Annotated in this window: 19 protein-coding genes; 12 read left to right on the forward strand and 7 right to left on the reverse strand. The window is 70.0% G+C overall.

The features are described from left to right. Positions 1-6: 6 nt before the first annotated feature. Positions 7-1044 (reverse strand): alpha/beta fold hydrolase, encoded by a 1038-nt coding sequence (locus G6048_RS23770; RefSeq protein ID WP_165341616.1) that lies wholly within the window; start codon positions 1042-1044, stop codon positions 7-9. Between the two features lie 201 nt (positions 1045-1245). Here G6048_RS23770 and G6048_RS23775 point away from each other — a divergent pair, with 201 nt between their 5' ends. The 4 genes from G6048_RS23775 to G6048_RS23790 all read left to right on the forward strand — a co-directional run bounded on the left by G6048_RS23775 (position 1246) and on the right by G6048_RS23790 (position 3254). After that, entirely contained in the window at positions 1246-1485 is a 240-nt protein-coding gene (locus G6048_RS23775) for a hypothetical protein (RefSeq protein ID WP_165341617.1), read from the forward strand. Positions 1486-1730: 245 nt separating this feature from the next. Then, entirely contained in the window at positions 1731-2372 is a 642-nt protein-coding gene (locus G6048_RS23780; RefSeq protein WP_165341618.1) for a TetR/AcrR family transcriptional regulator, read from the forward strand. 155 nt (positions 2373-2527) lie between these two features. Further along, positions 2528-2755, forward strand: coding sequence for a DUF3107 domain-containing protein (locus tag G6048_RS23785; RefSeq protein ID WP_033319983.1), 228 nt, complete (start codon positions 2528-2530; stop codon positions 2753-2755). 232 nt (positions 2756-2987) lie between these two features. Next, entirely contained in the window at positions 2988-3254 is a 267-nt protein-coding gene (locus G6048_RS23790; protein ID WP_165341619.1) for a hypothetical protein, read from the forward strand. 167 nt (positions 3255-3421) lie between these two features. Here G6048_RS23790 and G6048_RS23795 read toward each other — a convergent pair whose 3' ends face one another. Next, positions 3422-4159 carry a ferritin-like fold-containing protein gene (locus tag G6048_RS23795; protein WP_165341620.1) on the reverse strand — a complete coding sequence of 246 codons (738 nt, stop codon included), beginning with the start codon at positions 4157-4159 and terminating at the stop codon, positions 3422-3424. A gap of 477 nt (positions 4160-4636) precedes the next feature. Between G6048_RS23795 and G6048_RS23800 the strand changes: the two genes are divergently transcribed. Both G6048_RS23800 and G6048_RS23805 read left to right on the forward strand, forming a co-directional pair. Next, positions 4637-6916, forward strand: coding sequence for a DEAD/DEAH box helicase (locus G6048_RS23800; protein WP_165341621.1), 2280 nt, complete (start codon positions 4637-4639; stop codon positions 6914-6916). 120 nt (positions 6917-7036) lie between these two features. After that, positions 7037-7930, forward strand: a complete 894-nt coding sequence (locus tag G6048_RS23805; RefSeq protein WP_165341622.1) for an alpha/beta fold hydrolase — start codon at positions 7037-7039, stop codon at positions 7928-7930. A gap of 47 nt (positions 7931-7977) precedes the next feature. On the opposite strand, the gene G6048_RS23810 is transcribed toward G6048_RS23805, so the two are convergent. Further along, complete coding sequence (locus G6048_RS23810; RefSeq protein ID WP_165341623.1) at positions 7978-8892, reverse strand: NYN domain-containing protein; 915 nt, start codon at positions 8890-8892, stop codon at positions 7978-7980. A 210-nt stretch (positions 8893-9102) separates the two neighbouring features. Here G6048_RS23810 and G6048_RS23815 point away from each other — a divergent pair, with 210 nt between their 5' ends. After that, entirely contained in the window at positions 9103-9255 is a 153-nt protein-coding gene (locus G6048_RS23815; RefSeq protein ID WP_165341624.1) for a hypothetical protein, read from the forward strand. An 88-nt stretch (positions 9256-9343) separates the two neighbouring features. Here G6048_RS23815 and G6048_RS23820 read toward each other — a convergent pair whose 3' ends face one another. The 3 genes from G6048_RS23820 to G6048_RS23830 form a co-directional block, all read right to left on the reverse strand. Further along, positions 9344-10210, reverse strand: coding sequence for a PHP domain-containing protein (locus G6048_RS23820; protein WP_165341635.1), 867 nt, complete (start codon positions 10208-10210; stop codon positions 9344-9346). 80 nt (positions 10211-10290) lie between these two features. Beyond that, positions 10291-10932 (reverse strand): DUF6758 family protein, encoded by a 642-nt coding sequence (locus G6048_RS23825; RefSeq protein WP_165341625.1) that lies wholly within the window; start codon positions 10930-10932, stop codon positions 10291-10293. A 124-nt stretch (positions 10933-11056) separates the two neighbouring features. After that, positions 11057-11653, reverse strand: a complete 597-nt coding sequence (locus G6048_RS23830) for a suppressor of fused domain protein (protein WP_165341626.1) — start codon at positions 11651-11653, stop codon at positions 11057-11059. A 527-nt stretch (positions 11654-12180) separates the two neighbouring features. Between G6048_RS23830 and G6048_RS23835 the strand changes: the two genes are divergently transcribed. Continuing rightward, positions 12181-13290: a magnesium and cobalt transport protein CorA gene (locus G6048_RS23835; protein ID WP_165341627.1), complete on the forward strand. Its 1110-nt coding sequence runs from the start codon at positions 12181-12183 to the stop codon at positions 13288-13290. An 81-nt stretch (positions 13291-13371) separates the two neighbouring features. Next, positions 13372-13887, forward strand: a complete 516-nt coding sequence (locus G6048_RS23840; protein WP_165341628.1) for a hypothetical protein — start codon at positions 13372-13374, stop codon at positions 13885-13887. A gap of 110 nt (positions 13888-13997) precedes the next feature. Here G6048_RS23840 and G6048_RS23845 read toward each other — a convergent pair whose 3' ends face one another. Beyond that, positions 13998-14774, reverse strand: a complete 777-nt coding sequence (locus tag G6048_RS23845; protein WP_165341629.1) for a hypothetical protein — start codon at positions 14772-14774, stop codon at positions 13998-14000. Positions 14775-14962: 188 nt separating this feature from the next. Between G6048_RS23845 and G6048_RS23850 the strand changes: the two genes are divergently transcribed. The 3 genes from G6048_RS23850 to G6048_RS23860 are packed head-to-tail and all read left to right on the forward strand — an operon-like array spanning position 14963 to position 17994. Beyond that, complete coding sequence (locus G6048_RS23850; protein WP_165341630.1) at positions 14963-16249, forward strand: magnesium transporter MgtE N-terminal domain-containing protein; 1287 nt, start codon at positions 14963-14965, stop codon at positions 16247-16249. Beyond that, positions 16239-16817 (forward strand): DUF1003 domain-containing protein, encoded by a 579-nt coding sequence (locus tag G6048_RS23855; RefSeq protein WP_165341631.1) that lies wholly within the window; start codon positions 16239-16241, stop codon positions 16815-16817. The genes G6048_RS23850 and G6048_RS23855 overlap by 11 nt, the downstream gene beginning before the upstream one ends. A 43-nt stretch (positions 16818-16860) precedes the next feature. Beyond that, the gene (locus G6048_RS23860) at positions 16861-17994 is read left to right on the forward strand and encodes an Mrp/NBP35 family ATP-binding protein (RefSeq protein WP_165341632.1); all 1134 of its coding nucleotides are present in this window, start codon (positions 16861-16863) and stop codon (positions 17992-17994) included. Positions 17995-18059 lie beyond the last annotated feature (65 nt).

Genomic DNA, 18059 nt, shown 5'->3' on the forward strand with positions numbered 1-18059 from the left:
GCCGCCTCAGCTCCCCGCACTCTTCGTCGTGCCGGTCTTCGTGCTGTCGGTCTTCGTGGCGTCAGTCTTCGTGGCGTCGGCGTCGGCCAACTCGCCTGTGTCCGCGAGAAGTTCACGCATGGCGGTGGCCACGGTCTCGGGGTACTCCATCATCGCCACGTGCCCCGCGTCCGGGAGCGTGAGCAGCCGGGAATCGCGGAAGGCGCGGGCCGCTCGCTGGGCCATGCGGAACGAGACGAGCTGGTCACGGCCGCCGTAGATGAGCAGCGTCGGGGCGAGCACCCGCTCGGCCTGACGCCACAGCCGGTGCTGGCCGCCCAGCGTGTACGCGTTCACGATGCCGCGGGCCGAGCGCGCCATGGCGTCCCAGAAGTACGGGAGGGCGAGCCGCCGCTCCATCTCCTCGACCGCGTTGCGGAACGCTTCGGGGGTCACGATGGTCGGATCGCCGTAACAGAGCGCCATGACGCCTCGTACGCGCTGCTCGGCGGACCAGTCCTTGGTGAAGCGGGTGAAGGCGCCGGCGACCCCGGGCAGCGCCAGCAGCGCCGTCGGCACCGCCGAGCGCTGCACCAGGACCTCGGGCAGCGCGGGCGACACCAGCGTGAGCGTCCGGACGAGATCGGGGCGTACGGCCGCGACGCGCGTCGTGACGGCGCCGCCCATCGAGTTCCCGATGAGGTGCACGGGACCGCGGTCGGCCGAGTCGAGATAGCGGATGACCGCGCGCGCGTGCCCGGTCACCGAGTAGTCGCCGTCGTCCGGCGGCGGTGAGTCGCCGAAGCCCGGCAGATCGACGGACTCGCTGTCCACGAGGCCGTCCAGGAGGGGCATCAGCGCCGACCAGTTCTGCGAGGAACCGCCCAGCCCATGCACGTACAGCGCGGACGGCAGCCCTTCGCGGGCCGGTGGTCTCGACCGGATCGTCAGCGTGATCCCGGGCATCCCGACCGAGCGCAGCCGCTCCCCCGCCGCCACCCTGACGGCACCGACTTTAGGCGCGACAGAGGTAGCAAGGACGGACGGCAGTTCGGTCGAAGACATGGAGCAATGTTACGAGACGATCACGTGGTGGATCGTGTGTTCGCCATCACAAGTCCCCATCGAATTCCGTGAACCCAGCCGTATCGCGACGGACCGCCATGGGATCGCGTAGCGACTCGATCCGCACTCTCATACGCTTCCTGAACGAGGGCACACGTACTTGTGCAAGCAGGCACTCGCACCGCTCGGGAAGAGGACTCCATGACCGTCGACCCCACCGACCCCGAGACTCTCGCCGAAGCCGACTCCACTTCCGCCGATTCCACCGAATTCGACGTGGAGGCCCCCGAGGCCGACGCCGCCGAACAGCACGCGGAGCTCGCACCCCACCGGGACGAGCCACTGACCGGCTCGAACGCGGCCAACCTGGCCGACGCGAACGAGGCGGACCGCGCAGAACAGGCAAGGGTCGTCGAACTCGACGAGGACGACTACCGGTGAAGACGACGACCGGTGAAGACGAGGACGACCACCGGTGAGGCGGATACGGCACGATGACCGGTGACCGCTCGGGGGCAGTCACCGGAGGCCGACCTGCCCGGCATGCTCGTGTTTGATGCGCTCTGCGCGGTTTTCACCGGCGTCCGGTCCGTGAAATTCTGCCCTCGCACCGCGCACAGCACGGTTACCGAAAAGTACGATGGCGGCGCGGCGCACACCGCACTTGGACGATTTTGGGAGGCGGCGTGACAGCCATCGAGCAGACAGAGGCGGCACGCCCGCGGGGCACACGCCTGCCGCGCCGTGCCCGACGTAACCAGCTCCTCGGCGCAGCCCAGGAAGTGTTCGTCGCGCAGGGATATCACGCGGCCGCGATGGACGACATCGCCGAGCGCGCGGGAGTCAGCAAGCCGGTGCTCTACCAGCACTTTCCGGGCAAGCTCGACCTCTACCTGGCCCTGCTGGACCAGCACTGCGAGTCCCTGCTCCAGGCGGTGCGGGGCGCCCTTGCCTCGACCACCGACAACAAGCAGCGCGTACGGGCCACGATGGACGCGTACTTCGCGTACGTCGAGGACGACGGCGGCGCGTTCCGGCTGGTCTTCGAGTCGGATCTGACGAACGAGCCTGCGGTGCGGGAGCGCGTGGACAAGGTCACATTCGAGTGCGCGGAAGCGATCTGCGACGTCATCGCGGAGGACACCGGCCTGTCGAGGGCCGAGTCGATGCTGCTCGCCTCGGGTCTGGGCGGACTCGCACAGGTGGTGGCGCGCTCCTGGCTGCACAGCGACCGCAGCGTGCCGCGCGACCAGGCGGTGCAGTTGCTGACCTCGCTGGCCTGGCGCGGCATCGCCGGCTTCCCGCTGCACGGCAGCGAGCACCACTGACGGCGCGCAAGCGGCGGGGGCCATCCCTTTGTTCCCGCCCGCTGTTCGCTCCTGGCGTTCTTGGACGCAGCGTGTACGTCCCCTCACCGGGCTAATGTGTGCTGCGTACGGCGCGGACGAACGCGCACATCAGTGACCGTCGGAGGGACATAGCCGTGGAGGTCAAGATCGGCGTGCAGCACGCGCCTCGCGAGATCGTTCTGGAGAGCGGTCAGACCGCCGAGGAGGTCGAGCGGGCGGTGTCCGAAGCGCTGGCCGGCAAGTCGCAGCTGCTGAGCCTCGTGGACGACCACGGCCGCAAGGTCCTGGTCCCGGCCGACCGACTGGCGTACGTGGAGATCGGCGAGCCGGCCCCGCGCAAGGTGGGCTTCGGCGCGCTGTAGTTACGTCGCGACAGGGCCCCGTGGCTTCAGGCCACGGGGCCCTTGTCATGCCGGTCCTTGCGCGGGCCCCGCACTTTCAAGTGCGGGCCCCGCACTTTCAAGCTCATGCGCTCTCATGCGATGCCCCCAGACGGAGCACAGATCACCCACAGGGAAGGATTGCCTTCCGGGGGCCACGGGTAAGACGGGCTACGACCGAAATGCACACGGCCGTGCGGGAGGGACCCCACCCATGTTCTTGGAAGCGCTCGGCTCCGTGATCCTCGGTCTGGCAGTGGCCTGGCTGGCCATGCACCGCCTGTCGCACCGCCTGCCCGCCCGCCGCCTGGTCCTGTCGACGGGCGCCGCCGGCGGCCTGTTCGGCGCGTTCCTCACCAACAGCGCGCTGAGCGGAAACCTACTGCTGACCCTCATCGGCGCGGCGACCGTAGCCACGGCATCCGTATCCTTGCTCCTCCGCCCGGCGGGAAGACTCCGCCGCCACTCGGCGACGGTGTGAGCAAGGATCCTGACGAGGAACCTTAAAGCGGCCCCGCACCCGGAAAGGCGCCCGCGCTGGGGCGCCCCGTAGGGGCGCGGGGCTGTTTACACATGCGGCTCCGCCGCGCGGGCGCGACAAGCCACAACGAACCCGCAGTCAGCGAACCGACGGTCAGTCACCCTGGCTCAGGCCGCGAGGCCAAGCGCAGCCATCCGCTTCGTGTGCGCCTCCGTGATGCGCGAGAACATCCGACCGACCTCCGCGAGATCGAACCCGTCCGCGACCCCGCCGACGAGCATCGTCGACAGCGCGTCCCGGTCGGCGACCACCCGCTGGGACTGGGACAGCGCCTCGCCCATCAGCCGTCGCGCCCACAGCGCGAGGCGTCCGCCCACGCGCGGGTCCGCGTCGATCGCGGCGCGCACCTTCTCGACGGCGAAGCTCGCGTGCCCCGTGTCGTCGAGTACGGAGAGGACCAGCGCCCGCGTATCGGAGTCGAGCCGTGCCGCGACCTCGCGGTAGAAGTCGCTGGCGATCGAGTCGCCGACGTACGCCTTGACGAGGCCCTCCAGCCAGTCCGACGGCGCCGTCTGCCGGTGGAAGCCGTCGAGCGCCGCGACGAACGGCTCCATCGCCTCCGTCGGCTCCGCCCCGATCGCCGCGAGTCGGTCCCGCAACTGCTCGAAGTGGTGGAACTCCGCCGAGGCCATCTTCGCGAGCTCCGCCTTGTCGGCGAGCGTCGGCGCCAGCTTGGCGTCCTCCGCGAGCCGCTCGAACGCGGCCAGCTCCCCGTACGCGAGCGCTCCGAGCAGGTCGACGACCGCGGCGCGGTACTGGGGATCGACGGAGGCCTTCGTCCAGTCCTGGGCGGCGACTCCGGTGTGTTCGGCGGCAGTGTCGGCGGTGTTGTCGGGCGTCGTCATGAAGCGCACAATAGCCCGCTCACAGCGAGGCGTAAGTCCCTGGTCAGCCAGTGTGACGACCACTACGTGACCAAATCGACCATCGCATATGCGCGATTCCGGGGTATGGTGGTAATGAGCCCGCTGAGCTGATCTACGTATCTCAACGGGCCATATGAATGAGGATGCCCGGTCGGTGGCCCGATCGGCTCCGACCCGACAGCTCTCCTCGTCCGTACGGCACAGTGCGTACGGAGTCCGGAGAGACCCTCAGCGGCAAGAGCGCTCGAGCGTCGGCAGTGGTCCCGTGCCACCAAGGCCCGCCTTCTCGGTGGCCGACGTCCCCGGCACGGTTCAACGACCCCCGCGCTCGCCTCGTGTCGCGTACACAGAAGAGGCAGCACCCTGACTACAACCTTCCGAGAGCTCGGGATCCTTTCCGAGACAGCCGAGGCGCTCGAAGCCGTCGGCATCATCAACCCCTTTCCCATCCAGGAGATGACGCTCCCCGTCGCCCTTTCGGGCACCGACGTCATCGGCCAGGCCAAGACCGGCACCGGCAAGACGCTGGGCTTCGGCCTCCCGCTCCTCGAGCGCGTCACGGTTCCCGCGGACGTCGAGGCGGGCCGTGCCGAGCCGGAGCAGCTCACCGACGCCCCGCAGGCGCTCGTCGTGGTCCCCACGCGCGAGCTCTGCACACAGGTCACCAACGACCTGCTGACCGCGGGCAAGGTCCGTAACGTACGCGTTCTCGCCATCTACGGCGGCCGGGCGTACGAGCCGCAGGTCGAGGCCCTCAAGAAGGGTATCGACGTCGTCGTCGGCACCCCGGGCCGTCTCCTTGACCTCGCGGGACAGAAGAAGCTCAACCTCAAGCATGTGCGCGCACTCGTCCTCGACGAGGCCGACGAGATGCTCGACCTGGGCTTCCTGCCCGATGTCGAGAAGATCATCAACATGCTGCCGGCCCGCCGCCAGACGATGCTGTTCTCGGCGACCATGCCGGGCGCCGTCATCGGTCTCGCGCGCCGCTACATGTCGCAGCCCACGCACATCCGCGCCACGGCGCCGGACGACGAGGGCCAGACGGTCCGGAACACCGCGCAGTTCGTCTACCGCGCGCACAACATGGACAAGCCCGAGCTGGTCTCGCGCATACTCCAGGCCGACGGCCGCGGGCTCGCGATGGTCTTCTGCCGTACGAAGCGGACGGCGGCGGACCTCGCCGACCAGCTGCAGCAGCGCGGTTTCGCCTCCGGCGCGGTTCACGGCGACCTCGGCCAGGGGGCGCGTGAGCAGGCGCTGCGGGCGTTCCGCAACGGCAAGGTGGATGTGCTCGTCTGCACCGACGTGGCCGCGCGCGGCATCGACGTCGAGGGCGTGACGCACGTCATCAACTACCAGTCGCCCGAGGACGAGAAAACGTACCTGCACCGCATCGGCCGAACGGGTCGTGCGGGTGCCAAGGGCATCGCGATCACGCTCGTCGACTGGGACGACATCCCGCGCTGGCAGCTCATCAACAAGGCGCTGGCGCTTGGTTTCAACGACCCGCCCGAGACGTACTCCACGTCCCCGCACCTCTTCGAGGAGCTGAGCATCCCGGCGGGCACGAAGGGTGTCCTGCCCCGCGCCGATCGCACCCGCGCCGGGCTCGCGGCCGAGGAGGTCGAGGACCTCGGCGAGACCGGCGGGCGTGGCGTACGCGGTCGCGGTGGCCGTTCCTCGGCTCCGGAGCGCGGGCGTGACCGCGAACGCGAGCACGAGCGTCCGGCGCGTACGCCGCGTCGACGCCGCCGTACGCGCAACGGCGCGCCGATCGACGCCACGGACCCGGCTGCCACCGCTGAGGCCGCGGCCGCCGATCCGCGCGCCCAGCGTCGCCGTCGCCGGACGCGTGCCGGGGAGACGGCCGAGACGGCCGTCGCCACGGCGGAGGGCGTCGCGCCGGAGGTCACCGAGCCGACGGCTGAGCTTGTGGAGTCGGCCGAGCCGAAGCCACGCCGGCGTCGTACGCGCAAGACGGCGGAGACGGCGCAGGCCGTCGAGACCGTCGAGTCGGCGGCCACCGTCGTCGAGGAGGCCGCGAACGCCGCTGAGGCGACCGTGACCAAGCCGCGCCGCCGCACTCGCAAGGCTGTGGAAACGGCCGAAGGCACGACCATGGCGACCGAGGTGGCCGAGCCGACCGAGGCCAAGCCCCGACGTCGTACCCGCAAGGCCGCCGAAACGGCCGTGGACACGGCGGACGGCACGGTCGTCGAGGCGGCGGAGACCAAGCCGCGCCGGACCCGCAAGGCGACGGCCGAGGCAGCGGTGGACACCGCCGAGGCGACCGAGGCGAAGCCCCGGCGTCGTACGCGCAAGGTTGCCGAAACCGCCGAGGCCGGCATCCCGGCACAGGCGACGGAGGAGCCGGCGGCCACGCCGCGCCGCCGTACGCGCAAGGCGGCCCAGGCCGCGCTGGACACGGCCGAGGGCACAGCGGTCGAGTCGACGGAGACCAAGCCGCGTCGCACCCGCAAGACCGCGGCCGCTGCCGAGGCCGCCATGGACACCGCCGAGGCGACCGAGGCGAAGCCGCGCCGCCGTACGCGTAAGGCGGCGGAGGTCGGCATCCCGGCTCAGGCGGCCGAGCCCGGCACGGACGAGGCCCCGGCCAAGCCCCGGCGTACCCGTAAGGCGGCGGCCACGCCCGCCGAGGCCGACGCGCCGGAGGCGACGCCCCGCCGTCGCACCCGCAAGAAGGCGGCAGCCACCGAGGCGACCGAGAGCTGAGAGCCTCTCTCCGACGGCCCGGCCCCAGCACTTGGGGCCGGGCCGTCGCCATTCCGGAAGCGCGAAAAGTCACTCCGCCCCACAACCCGTCCGACAGCTTCCCCGGCTAGCCTCCTCCTCATGAGCAGGCCCGCCACCTTTGTCCCCCCGCCCGGCGCCCGTGCGTATCGGCTCGGCACCGCGCGCGGTGAGTTCGCCGTGATCGACGCCCCCGTGGCACCCGGCGTCGAAGCGAAGGGAACCGCGCTGCTGCTGCCAGGGTTCACCGGCAGCAAGGAGGACTTCATCTCCCTGCACGAACCCCTGGCCGCGGCCGGATACCGGACCCTCGCCGTGGACGGACGCGGCCAGTACGAGACGCCGGGGCCAAGAGACGACGAAGCCCCGTACGCGCAGGGCGAGTTGGCGCGGGACGTACTCGCCCAGGTCGATGCGGTCACCGAGACGCCGCAGGAACGCGTCCACCTCGTCGGCCACTCGTTCGGCGGACAGGTCGCCCGAGCCGCCGTACTGCTGGACCCCACGCGCTTCCGCTCGCTCACCCTCATCGCCTCGGGACCGGCTGAGATCTCCGCTTCACAACAGCTGCGCGTCAAGCTGCTGCGGGACGCGCTCGCCGTGATGGACATGGCGCAGGTGTGGGAGGCGATCCAGGCACTGGAGCCCCCGGAGGACGCGGCCGACCAGCAGGACCTGGACGCCGGACTCGACGGCTTCGAAGTACTCAGGCAACGCTGGCTCGGCAACAGCCCTGCTCAACTCATCGCCGCGGGCCGCCAGTTGTGCACGGAACCGGACCGCGTCGCCGAGCTGGCCGCCGTACCGATCCCCTTTCACGTCCTGTCGGGCGAAGAGGACGGCACCTGGCCGGTGCCGCTCCTCGACGACATGGCCGTACGCCTCAAGGCCCACCGCACGGTCGTACGCGGAGCCGAGCACTCCCCCAACACGGACCGCCCCCGGGACACGGCCGAAGCTCTGGCCACCTTCTGGAAGCAGACGGACCTGACCTGACCGACGAGGCGGATCAGACCGACCAGGCGGATCAACCCAAGTAGGCCTCAGTACTGCGCCTGCAAGTGCCCCCAGAAGCCGTCCCGCAGCGCCCGCCGCAGATCCGCCTGCCCGCGCAGCGAGTACTGCAGCAGGCCCTCCGCCTCCACCAGCAGGTCCTGGTCGACGGGCCCGGGCAGATACGGATGTCCGGGCAGCAGATCCGCCAGTGCCTCGCGCCCCCGCGCCCCCAGCCACTGCGCGGCGACCTGCGCCCCCACGAACCGCACGTCCTCCCGCGTGGGCCGCGCTCCCGCCGAGGCTTCGTAGGAAGCGGCGGTCCGGCGGGAGACGTACGGCTTGAAGAACTCCAGGTCGAAGGTCCGCTGACTGTCGACCTCCCAAAGCAGCGGTTCCGCCTGGTTGCGCCCCTCCGGCGCCTCGATGCCCCAGAGGTGGACCCGCGCCCCGTACCCCTGCGCCGCCTCGACCGCGGAGACCAGGTCCTCGTCGCCTCCGATGAGTGCGGCGTCGCTGATGGCGCGATGCCTGGCCAGCGATTCCAGGTCGCTGCGGATCAGGGAGTCGACGCCCTTCTGCTGGTTGTTGGCGTTGAGGTTGCCCAGCCGGACCTTGACGTCGGGCAGCTCGGCGATGGACTGCTGTTCCGCCGTGTGGATGCGGCGACGTGCGCCGTCGTACCAGTAGACGCGCAGCAGCCTGCTGTCCGCGAAGATCGTGCGCGCCCTGTCGATGAGCGCCTCGATGAGGCCTTCGGCGTCCAGGTCGAAGGCCCGGCGGTCCTCCGTACCGGCGACGAGCCGCCCGGCGGCCGCGTACAGATAACCGGCGTCGACGAAGATCGCATGGGTGGACGGCGTCTTGGCCACCTCGGCGAGCATGCGCTGGAGCAGCTCGTTCGTGCGGTCCATGCGCGCACCGAGGGCGGCCAGTGCGTCGGTTCCAGCGAAGTCGTCATTCATATGCGCCTCATTGTCGCAGGACGTCACTGTGTGAACACAAGCGGTCCACTACCATCAAGTAATTAGGCGTTCGAAAAATTTATTTAGCGTAGGGAATGTTTGTCACCCGCATCCCGTTGACTCGTTGTGGAACCCGTGGCACAGACGCCCCATGTTCCACCTACCAGTAGTTCTCCTTCAGGAGGATGACCAGACGAAGGGAGAAGCCGTATGCGCTTCGAAATCATGCGCCTCGACGACGTCGACGGCACCGCCGTGGACACGACCGTCGTGGACGCCGCCTCCGTCAACCGGATCGTGCAGCAGGCCGCCGCCATCGGCCAGCGCATTCTGATCCGCCCGGCCGAAGCCCCCGTCTCGTAACGCGCGGACGCCCGACAGCACACTTCAGAGCCCCGTACGGCATCGATGCCGTACGGGGCTCTGTGTGTTCGGCTCTGCTCAAAATCTGCTAGCGGTCGGTTTCCCCGCCGGTCCCGGGCACGGGAATCGCCCCCGTGGCCCGTCGCGCGATCTCCCCATAGATCTCGGGATCCGTGGTGAACTCCCCGAGCACGCACGTCTTGCGGCTGCCGTGATAGTCGCTGGACCCCGTCGTCAGCAGCCCCAAGTCGGCCGCCAGGCCGCGGAGTCGGGACCGGGTCGCCGGGTCGTGGTCCATGTGGTCGACCTCGATGCCGTCGAGTCCGGCCGCCGTGAGTTCGGCGATCGCGGACTCCGGCACGATCTGGCCCCGCTTCGAAGCGGCGGGATGGGCGAAGACGGTCACGCCGCCCGCGGCCTTGACCAGCCGGATCGCCTCGAAGGGGTCCGTCTCGTGCTTCTCGACGTACGCCCGGCCGCCGTCGGCGAGCCAGTCGGGCGTGAAGGCGTCGGAGACGCTGGGCACGACGCCCAGCTCGACCAGCGCGGTCGCGATGTGCGGCCGCCCCACGGACCCGTCGCCCGCGATCCGCGCCACCTGCTCCCAGGTCACCGGCACGCCCAGCTCCTGGAGCTTAAAGATCATGCCGTGGGCCCGCGGCACCCGGTCGTCGCGTACGAGCTCACGCTCACGCAGCAGGTCGGGCTCCTCGGGATCGAAGAGGTACGCGAGCATGTGCAGGCTCACGCCGTCGAGGCGGCAGGAGAGTTCGGCTCCGGTGACGAGGGTGAGGCCTTCCGGGACCGCGGCGACGGCCTCGGCATGTCCGCGGGTGGTGTCGTGGTCGGTCAGCGCGACGACGTCCAGACCGGCCGCGGCGGCATTGCGCACCAGCTCGGCGGGGGTGTCCGTACCGTCGGAAGCGGTGGAGTGGGTGTGCAGGTCGATGCGCACGTACGAGGACTCCAGGATCTGACCAGGCGGAAGGGACACTCAAGGGTAACGAGAACCGCACGCGTCCCCGCCCTGAGCCCCTACGGCTCCAGGATGCGCGGTGACAGCGCCCCGCACGGCAGCAGATCCACCTCCGCGCCCGCGTCCCGCAGGTCGGTCAGTACCAGTTCGTCGTACATCAGCAGGCCCGACTGCTCGGGCCAGACGACCGCCCACAGCCACAGGCCGAGCGCCTCGCCGGCGAAGACGGCGCGGTCGTCGGGGGTGCCGGAGACCAGCCAGAGGGGGGTCGGGCGGCCCGCCGCGAGGACCTTCGCCTGGGCCGGCTTCTCGACGTTCATGTACGGGCCGGGGTCCGGGCCGTCCATTCCCGCGTACCGGGAGCCGAGGCCCACGCCGAGTTCCTCGGCGACGAGCACCAGCTCTCCTACGCCGCCGAGCGGGCCCGGGCCCGAGCAGGCCACGGCGGTGGCACGGCCGCCGCTGCGGTCGTCGCCCGCGAAGGCCGCACCCGTGAAGAGCCAGCCGACGGGCAGCGGCCATGGCATCCACACCGGCACGCGCGCACGGTGCACCACGACGCTGAGGGCCTCGACGCTGGGCGGGATCACGGGCTGCAGCGGGTGCACAGGGCCGTGCACATCACACTGCCAGGAGTCGGCAAAGAGTCCGGGAGCCCTGACCCGGCCACCACACTTCGGGCAACTGGGTTCGCCCCTCATAGGCCCCAACGGTCCTCCCCGGCTGTCGCCGCGTCAAGGACGATCACCCGTCCGGCGAGCCCCGTCGCCGCCGATTGAACGAGTGTGACATTCCCAACTGGACGATTCCAGCGGAAGGTTGGCTTCAGTCGAGGGACACGGACTTGCGCGAGGGATCGCGCAGGTCGGTTCCGCCCGTGAGCCAGCGTTCCTGGAGGGCGGCCGCGCCGTGCACCCGCTTCCACGCCGCCTCGTTCGGCGTCATCGGAAGCAGCGGCAGGAAACGTACGGGATCGAGGGGCTCGTCCAGGTCCAGGTCCTCGACGAGGCCGCCCGGCTCGGCGACCAGTACGGAGGTGAACGGGGCGCCCGGCCACAGGGGTTCGCCGACGTCGAGCGAGGCTCCGGGGGCCACGACCAGGCCCTCGACCTGCGGAGACGCGGCCAGTACGGCAAGCGGGCGGAGCACCTTGTCGGTGTCGGCGACACCGGGGCGTACGGAGAGGACCAGCTCGGCGCGCGGGCCCTTGAGCGGGTCGGCGAGGGTCGCCGTGGGGTCCGTCATCGGCTGCGCGGACATGCCGAGCGTGGCGTAGCGGACGATCCCTTCCCCGGCGCCTTCGCCGCTGAAGCGGAGCACCTCGACGCGGTCCGTGCCGAGGAAGGTGACCGCTGCGCGCGCGTCCGGTTCGCCCAGCGCGGTACGCAACCGGGCCTCCACCAAAGGAAGAACATCAGCCATACGGTGAGCATAAGCTGCGTCTTTTTGGGGACTTCTGCCCTGATTCCCGGGAGCGACAAGGCCGAAGCGGCGGCTTGACAGGCCGGTGGGCTGATAGTCTTGGCCGCTGGTCGGGGCAGCACGCAGAAGCGTCGCTCTCGAGTCCCGACGCACAACACTCCCCTACGGGGGATGGATCTCCCCTACGGGGGACCGGCCGGAGGAGGTGGGGCTCCATGGATCGAAGTCGACCGTGTAGTACTACCCGCTCTTCCGGCTGCTGAGTTCTCACAATCCGAGCTCTACTGGCTGCCGCCTCCCGTACTCGCGTCATGCGTGTCGGTGCACGACGGAAGAGCACTTCGTTTTTGCCTGATCTGTCTGATCTGTATCAGTAGCGAAGCTGCCACCGCGACGGTGCGGTGCTCCCCGCTTTGCGGACGTGCCAAACATCCCCGGCCTTCAAAAACCGGAGACCCCAGTCAGGACGTCCCCATTCCGGGCAGTTCCAACCGTTGCCAGGCGGCTCGTACGCGAAGGAGCCTGCCATGTCGATGATCCGAGACCTGCGCGCCGCGGTCCGTCCCTCGCTGCGCAAGGACGGCGGCACGTATGACAGCACCCGCGAGGCCGGGACGAACTCGGCTGTCGTGGACTGCGCCATCTACCGGGACGGCGCCCGCGTCCCGTTCCCCGCCACCCTCACCCCGCACGAGGCGATGCTCCAGGTGCGCCGTGACGGCGGCTTCGCCTGGATCGGGCTGCACGAGCCCACGGAGGACGAATTCGCCGTCATCGCCCGCGAGTTCGGGCTGCACCCGCTCGCCGTCGAGGACGCGGTGCACGCCCACCAGCGGCCCAAGCTGGAGCGCTACGACGACACGCTCTTCACCGTCTTCAAGACCATCCACTACGTGGAGCACGACGAACTCACCGCCACCAGCGAGATCGTGGAGACCGGCGAGGTGATGTGTTTCACCGGCCGGGACTTCTTCATCACCGTGCGGCACGGCGGGCAGGGCTCGCTGCGGGCGCTGCGGCACCGGCTGCAGGACGACCCCGAACTGCTCGCCAAGGGGCCGTCGGCTGTGCTGCACGCCATCTCCGACCATGTCGTCGACGGATACATCGCGGTGGCGGACGCCGTGCAGGACGACATCGACGAGGTCGAGACGGCGGTGTTCTCGCCGGGGCGCAAGGGCGGGACCGCGCGCGGTGTCGACTCGGCCCGGATCTACCAGCTCAAGCGTGAGGTACTGGAGTTCAAGCGGGCGGTGTCCCCGCTGATGCGGCCCATGCAGCTGCTGAGCGAGCGGCCGATGCGGCTTGTGGACCCGGACATCCAGAAGTACTTCCGTGATGTCGCCGACCACCTCGCCCGGGTCCAGGAGCAGGTCGTCGGGTTCGACGAGCTGCTCAACTCGATCCTCCAGGCCAACCTCGCGCAGGCCTCGGTCGCGCAGAACGAGGACATGCGCAAGATCACGTCGTGGGCGGCGATCATCGCCGTACCGACGATGGTGTGTGGCGTCTACGGCATGAACTTCGACTACATGCCGGAGCTGCGCTGGAGGTTCGGCTACCCGCTGGTGCTGGGCATCACGGTGGGGATCTGCTTCACGATCCACCGCACGCTGAAGCGCAACGGGTGGCTGTGAGCGGGCTCGGACTGCGGTGAGCGGGCCGGACTGGTGCGAGTGGGCCGGACTGGTACGAGTGGGCTGGATACCCTTGCTGCCATGACGGATGAGCTGCTCGAGCAGGCCCTCGTCGAGGAGGCCACCAAGAAGTCCGCGCTCGTGTGGGTGCGGGGTGTGGGCGCAGCGGCGCCGGACCGGGCCCTGTGGCATGTGTGGTTCGACGGTGCGGTGTGCCTGGTCGGCGACGGGGGCGGTGAGCAGCCGTTGCCGGGGCTCGTCGACGGGGGCGAGGCGGTGGTGACCGTACGCAGCAAGGACAAGGGCGGGCGGCTTGTGTCCTGGGCGGCGAAGGTCGTGGAGCTGGCTTCCCGGTCCCCCGAGTGGGACGCCGCGGTCGGCGAGCTGAAGGGCAAGCGGCTGAACGCGCCGGATGGGGAGGCGATGACTGAGCGGTGGGCTCGGGAGTGCCGGGTGCTCCGCTTGGTGCCGACGGGGGGTACGGCGCCGCTGCCGGACGGCTCGCTCGCGGCCGTGCCGGCGCCTTCGCCGGCGATTACGCGTCAGCCGGCCCCGGCGGGGGTGCATCGGCTGCTGTTCCGCAAGAAGCGACGCTAGGCGTGGGCAGGTCCGTTTTAGGCCGCGGGTGCGTCGTGGCTGGTAGCGCCCGCGCGGCGGAGCCGCAAATTGATACAGCCCCGCGCCCCTGACGGGGCGCTCGTGAACCCTTACGACTCCGGTAGCTGTTGCCCGTAGTCCACCATCTCGTTCTTCGCCGGTTCTTCCAGGGGGAAGTCCTTGCCCCAGTCCGTCAGGCGGATCGTTCCCGCGTTGCCTGCCCGGGCCAGGAGTAGGGGGTAGGGCTTGCCCTCCAGGGAGACGTCCAGGGTGCCGCCTGAGCCCTTGTCGCCGGTGATGCGGATGGTGCGGATGCCGAAGCGTTCGTGGTGGCCGTCCGTGGCGAGGGTGCCGTGGAGGGTGAGGAGGCCGTCCAGGAGTACGTCCTTGTCGGTGAAACCGGTGAAGCGCTGGTAGGCGGGGTCGCCCTGCGGGACCTTCACGTACATGCCCTCGAGCTTTTCGGCGGCCTCCGCGTCCGCGTCGCTGTTCTTGCCTCCGCTGCCCTCGGCGTCCTTGTCGTCCTCGTCCGCCCAGAAATCCGCGTCGGCCTTCAAGAACAGGTGCTCACCGACCCGCAGCAGCCGGAAGGTCGTGTCCTGTGTGGTGACGGAACCGGTGCCGCCGTCGGCCTTGAGGCGCATGTCGAGCTTGTACGTACGGCCGTTGCTGACGACCGAGCCGGAGAGGTGGACCGTGTTCGCACCCCGGGCCGCCTTGTTCGTCCTGGCCTGGATCTCGTCGGCGGGGAGCTTGCCGACCCCGTTGGTGCCCGCGTTCGGGTCCTCGCCGCCGCACCCCGTCAGTCCTGTCCCCGTCACGACCAGTGCGCACATCGCGCTGATGAGTGCGGCCCGGTGGCTACGGCCCTGGGGAATTGCGGTCACGGGTGGGAGCACCTCTCGTTCGGGAGTCCTCAACGGCGTACGGCAGCGTACCTGTGCCGTCCACGCACTCCGGAGGCAGTCCGTCCAGGTCCGCCACCGGGGCGGGTCCAGTCGGGACGGGCTAGCCTGAAGCCCGCAAATACGGATATGTCGATAAGGGAACGGTGAGCAGGGAGGAGGTGCGCGGCATGGCCGCAGGCGCTCCCCGGATCTTCGTCTCGCACCTCTCAGGTGTCGCCGTCTTCGACCCGAACGGCGACCAGGTGGGCCGGGTGCGCGATCTCGTCGCCATGCTGCGGGTCGGGCAGCGCCCGCCCCGGCTGCTCGGCCTCGTCGTCGAGCTGTCGACGCGCCGGCGCATCTTCCTGCCCATGACGCGGGTGACCGGCATCGAGTCGGGCCAGGTCATCACCACCGGTGTCCTGAACGTACGGCGCTTCGAGCAGCGGCCCACCGAGCGGCTCGTCATCGGGGAACTGCTCGACCGGCGCGTACACCTCGTCGAGACCGACGAGGAGGTGACGGTCCTGGATGTGTCGGTCCAGCAGCTGCCGGCCCGCCGCGACTGGGAGATCGACCGGGTCTTCGTACGCAAGGGGAAGGGCGGCACCTTCCGGCGGTCGAAGGGAGAGACGCTGACCGTCGAGTGGTCCGCCGTGACCGGGTTCTCGCTCGAGGAGCAGGGGCAGGGCGCCGAGAGTCTCCTCGCCACCTTCGAGCAGTTGCGCCCGGCCGACCTCGCGAACGTACTGCACCACCTCTCGTCCAAGCGGCGCGCGGAGGTTGCCGCGGCCCTCAACGACGACCGGCTCGCCGATGTCCTCGAGGAACTGCCCGAGGACGACCAGATCGAGATCCTCGGCAAGCTCAAGGAAGAGCGCGCCGCCGACGTCCTGGAGGCGATGGACCCCGACGACGCGGCCGACCTGCTGGCCGAGCTGCCGGAGGAGGACAAGGAGAGGCTGCTCACGCTGATGCGCCCGGACGAGGCGGCGGACGTACGGCGGCTGATGGCGTACGAGGAGCGGACGGCCGGCGGTCTGATGACCACCGAGCCGATCGTGCTGCAGCCGGACGCGACGGTCGCCGACGCGCTGGCCCGGGTCCGCAACCCCGACCTCTCCCCCGCGCTGGCCGCCCAGGTGTACGTGTGCCGCCCGCCCGACGAGACGCCGACCGGCAAGTACCTCGGCACCGTGCACTTCCAGCGGCTGCTGCGCGACCCTCCGTACACGCTGGTCAGCGCGCTTCTCGACGATGATCTCCAGGCGCTCCGACCGGAGGACCCGCTGCAGGTGGTGGCCGGCTTCTTCGCGACGTACGACATGGTCGCGGCGCCCGTGGTCGACGAGAGCGGGTCGCTGCTCGGCGCGGTGACCGTGGACGACGTACTCGACCACATGCTGCCCGAGGACTGGCGCGAGACGGAGTTCCACCTGGACGTGGAGGCTCAGGGGGTCTCGCATGGCTCCTGAGCGCGACCCCCGCGAGCGGGTACCGATGGGCGTCACCGCACGCCCGCGCATCCGGCTCGACCAGCCCCTGCCGCCGCGCCGCAGGCTGGTGCCCGAGTGGGACCCGGAGGCCTTCGGGAAGCTGTCGGAGCGGATCGCGCGGTTCATCGGCACCGGGCGGTTCCTCGTCTGGATGACCGTCGTCATCATCGTGTGGGTCCTGTGGAACGTCGCGGCGCCCAGCGGCCTGCGTTTCGACGAGTTCCCGTTCATCTTCCTCACCCTGATGCTCTCGCTCCAGGCCTCGTACGCCGCCCCGCTCATCCTGCTCGCGCAGAACCGGCAGGACGACCGCGACCGGGTCAATCTCGAACAGGACCGCAAGCAGAACGAGCGGTCGATCGCGGACACCGAGTATCTGACCCGCGAGATCGCCGCGCTGCGCGCCGGTCTCGGTGAGGTCGCCACCCGCGACTGGATCCGCTCCGAACTCGAGGACCTGGTCAGGGAGCTGGACGAGCGGAGGCTCGACGGACGGGTCGTATTCCCGGCGGAACAACCGCGCGGACGTGACGTAGGCGACCGCTGAAGGGCTTTTCGGGGGTGGGTGAAAGCGCCGTACCATCGTTCGTATGGCTACGGAAGACGCGGTGCGCGCAGCGCTGGCGACGGTGAACGACCCCGAGATCCAGCGACCCATCACCGAGCTGGGGATGGTCAAATCGGTGGAGATCGGGGCGGATGGTGCGGTCGCGGTCACCGTGTACCTGACGGTCTCCGGCTGCCCCATGCGCCAGACGATCACGGACAATGTGACGAGGGCGGTCGAGGCGGTCGACGGTGTCACGCGCGTCGACGTCACGCTGGACGTGATGAGCGACGAGCAGCGCCGCGAGCTGGCGTCCACGCTGCGCGGCGGGCAGGCCGAGCGCGAGGTCCCGTTCGCCAAGCCGGGCTCGCTCACACGCGTGTACGCGGTCGCCTCCGGCAAGGGCGGCGTCGGCAAGTCGTCGGTGACCGTGAACCTGGCGGCGGCGATGGCGGCGGACGGCCTGAAGGTCGGTGTCGTGGACGCCGACATCTACGGCCACTCCGTGCCCCGCATGCTGGGCAGCGACGGGAGTCCGACCCAGGTCGAGAACATGATCATGCCGCCGTCGGCGAACGGCGTGAAGGTCATCTCGATCGGCATGTTCACCCCGGGCAACACACCGGTCGTCTGGCGCGGCCCGATGCTCCACCGCGCACTGCAACAGTTCCTGGCGGACGTGTACTGGGGCGACCTGGACGTCCTCCTCATGGACCTCCCGCCGGGCACGGGCGACATCGCGATCTCCGTCGCACAGCTGGTGCCGAACGCCGAGATCCTGATCGTGACGACGCCCCAGCTGGCCGCCGCGGAGGTCGCCGAGCGGGCCGGTTCGATCGCCGTCCAGACGCATCAGAAGATCGTGGGCGTGGTGGAGAACATGTCCGGTCTGCCCTGCCCGCACTGCGGCGAGATGGTCGACGTCTTCGGCACGGGCGGCGGCCAGGCGGTCGCCGACGGCCTGACCCGGACGACCGGCGCGACGGTTCCCGTGCTGGGCAGCATCCCGATCGACGTCCGCCTCCGCGAGGGCGGCGACGAGGGCAAGCCGGTCGTCCTGACCGACCCCGACTCCCCGGCGGGCACGGCCCTGCGCTCGATCGCGGGCAAGCTCGGGGGACGGCAGCGGGGGCTGTCGGGCATGTCGCTGGGGATCACTCCGCGCAACAAGTTCTGACGTCGGTACGAGGGTGGGGGCGCCGTCTCGCGAGACGGCGCCCCCACCCTCGTACTGTCTAGACG

It is taken from the genome of Streptomyces ureilyticus (genome assembly GCF_011045025.1).
GTDB lineage: Bacteria > Actinomycetota > Actinomycetes > Streptomycetales > Streptomycetaceae > Streptomyces > Streptomyces ureilyticus.